Raw genomic sequence first — 2,552 nt, forward strand, 5'->3', positions numbered from 1 at the left:
CGGTCTGGGCAACAGCAGGTCCTGGTTGGCAAAAATGGATTTGGACTCCGTTTTTATCTGTACTTGGACAAGGTGCAACAGGCATTATCTATAACGGGCGTTTTGAACCTAAAAAGTTTTTAGAAATTTTACAGGATGAAAAAGTAAACGTACTGTGCTGTACGCCAACAGAGTACCGCTTTATGGCTAAAATTGATGAGCTTGAACGTTTTGACCTGTCTCACCTTCATAGCGCTGTATCTGCCGGAGAACCACTAAATGAAGAAGTGATTAATGTGTTTAAAAAATATTTTAATATCCAAGTACGTGATGGATACGGTCAAACAGAGAATACTCTTTTAATCGGTACATTAAAAGGTGTAAAAACAAAGATTGGTTCAATGGGTAAACCGATGCTTGAAGGGTTTGTAGAAATCATTAATGAAGACGGCGAACCTTGTAAGCCTGGAGAAGTTGGAGATATTGCCGTTCGTAGAGACCTCCCATCTCTTTTCAAGCACTACTATAAAGACATGGAGCGCACTGAGAAAACGTATAAAGGAAACTACTATTTAACAGGTGACCGCGCTTCTAAAGATGAAGGTAACTATTACTGGTTCCAAGGACGCGGAGATGATATCATTATCAGTTCCGGCTATACAATTGGGCCATTTGAAGTTGAAGATGCATTAATTAAGCATCCAGCAGTGAAAGAATGTGCCGTTATAGCTAGCCCTGATGCTGATCGCGGCCATGTTGTAAAAGCGTATGTTGTTCTTGTCGATCATGTAAAAACAACAGATGCAGGTTTTATTAAAGAGCTGCAAAATCACGTAAAGGCTCTAACTGCACCTTACAAGTATCCTCGCGTAATTGAATTTATTGATGAATTGCCAAAAACTAATTCAGGTAAAATTCGACGTGTGGAACTTCGTGAACGCGAGCAACAAAAAGCATAATAAATGAAAAAAAGACGTATCTGTTAGGATACGTCTTTTTTTATTAGATAGCATGCTGTGAAGTACGAACATCCACCGTTAAAACACCGGTATTTACGTTTGCGTACGCTTTAATGATGACAGGGTAATCTTTGTTGTTTGTAAACTTAAAATCAGGTCCTCCCCACGATACGGTTGCATCTCTTCCTGCCGGTACATAACCTACATGTTTTGAATGGTGAGACCTAGCTGTCACTTGAAGACCAGCGCCGTCAATAGCATTAAATAGCGTAGAAGATGTTTGGCAGATCCCTCCGCCAATTCCCATCACCAGCTGTTTGTTGATGATTTCAGGAGCAGGCTGATAGCCTCTTTCTGCTGTGCGCTCCCCAACTGTTTGATTATAAGAAAATGAATCTCCAGGACCTAATACAACGTTGTTAATCGCTTCTGCGGATAGCTGAACATTTCTGTTTCGACTTGTATCACTTGGACGAAAACGTGTAGAATACGAAGCTAGCGATACATCAGCGATCCCTTGAGCAGATGCTGCCGTTACATTTGGAGCGGTTTCGTAAATCGGAACCTTCACATCCAATTGTTTCGTATTTAAGTTCTGTAGATTTTTAACAAGCTCTGCTTCTTTTAAAATGATTTGTTTGGACCCGCCGGTTAACGATCCATTTGCATCCATTTTTATGTTTTGCATAGGCGTGTCGATCCCCTTTGCCAGTTCAGACGCTAATTGCTTAATTTCTTGCTCGTATACGTCTTTATCCTTGTAATGAACAGGCTTGAATTCTTTCATTACTTGTCCTGTACGGGAATCTTTCAGCTGATACGTCAGGTCTTCGACTTTAAGGACTGGTTTTTTCTTTTTCTCAGTCTTTTTTTCTGCTTTTTTCGCTGCTTGTTTTTGTTCTATCGCGGCTGTTTGCTTTGCAGAATGATTGGTATACATGCTGTACGCAATAAACGCACTAACAATTGTCGCGCCAAGCAAAAGCGCCCCTAAGACTTTCTTCATGTAATTGAATCCCCCCATATCTCGGCTTTACCTCAATATGTTTTTTCTATAAAAATATGTATACATTCATTTTATACAAACATCTTATAAAAGACGATCTGCCAAAGTGAATAATCACCATTTTTTATATTTTTTTCTTTGTTCAACACATGAGGTAAAGCGGAATGATGTTCATAGACCCCATTTTTTCTTATGAACTCAATAGAAAACAAATGTTGTATGCGTTTCCTGTTATTACTATTCTTATATATAATAGCACGAAAACAAGGATTTTTTAACGAATTATGGTAATTATTTTAAAATTTTTCTGACAATTTTCGCGGTGTTGTTCATTTTTCTATGGGCATTATACATGGTATAATGGTAAAAATGGAATTTGTTTTATGAGGAGGATTTACGCTTGACTGAACGTTATAGCAAAGAAGAGATTAGTCATCAGCTAGAAAGTATAGATCATGTAAAAGAAGCTCTTTTAAAATATAAAAACACCGTAATCGGTGAGAAATATGATTTGCTTCCCTACCATTTAACTTCAACAAAAGAGGCAATCTTAAAGACCATTCACGATAAAAAAAGCTGTATTGTTAGCGATATCACAAAAGTACTTG

General features: G+C 38.1%; 2 protein-coding genes and 1 pseudogene. 2 read left to right on the forward strand and 1 reads right to left on the reverse strand.

What is annotated here, in order from left to right:
* On the forward strand, positions 1-938 hold a 938-nt coding region (locus tag AC1DRF_RS22805; RefSeq protein ID WP_477741760.1), incomplete at its 5' end, for an AMP-binding protein.
* Between the two features lie 43 nt (positions 939-981).
* On the opposite strand, the gene AC1DRF_RS22810 is transcribed toward AC1DRF_RS22805, so the two are convergent.
* Positions 982-1,944 carry a VanW family protein gene (locus AC1DRF_RS22810; protein ID WP_427076500.1) on the reverse strand — a complete coding sequence of 321 codons (963 nt, stop codon included), beginning with the start codon at positions 1,942-1,944 and terminating at the stop codon, positions 982-984.
* 400 nt (positions 1,945-2,344) lie between these two features.
* Between AC1DRF_RS22810 and AC1DRF_RS22815 the strand changes: the two are divergent.
* Positions 2,345-2,552: pseudogene (locus tag AC1DRF_RS22815) on the forward strand (MarR family winged helix-turn-helix transcriptional regulator); the annotation flags it as partial.

This window comes from Priestia sp. P5_B4, from assembly GCF_056400385.1.

What these genes read in the sequence shown, in the direction of transcription:
- AC1DRF_RS22810 (WP_427076500.1), bottom strand. Translation starts at nt 1,944, where the DNA reads ATGAAGAAAGTCTTAGGGGCGCTTTTGCTTGGCGCGACAATTGTTAGT.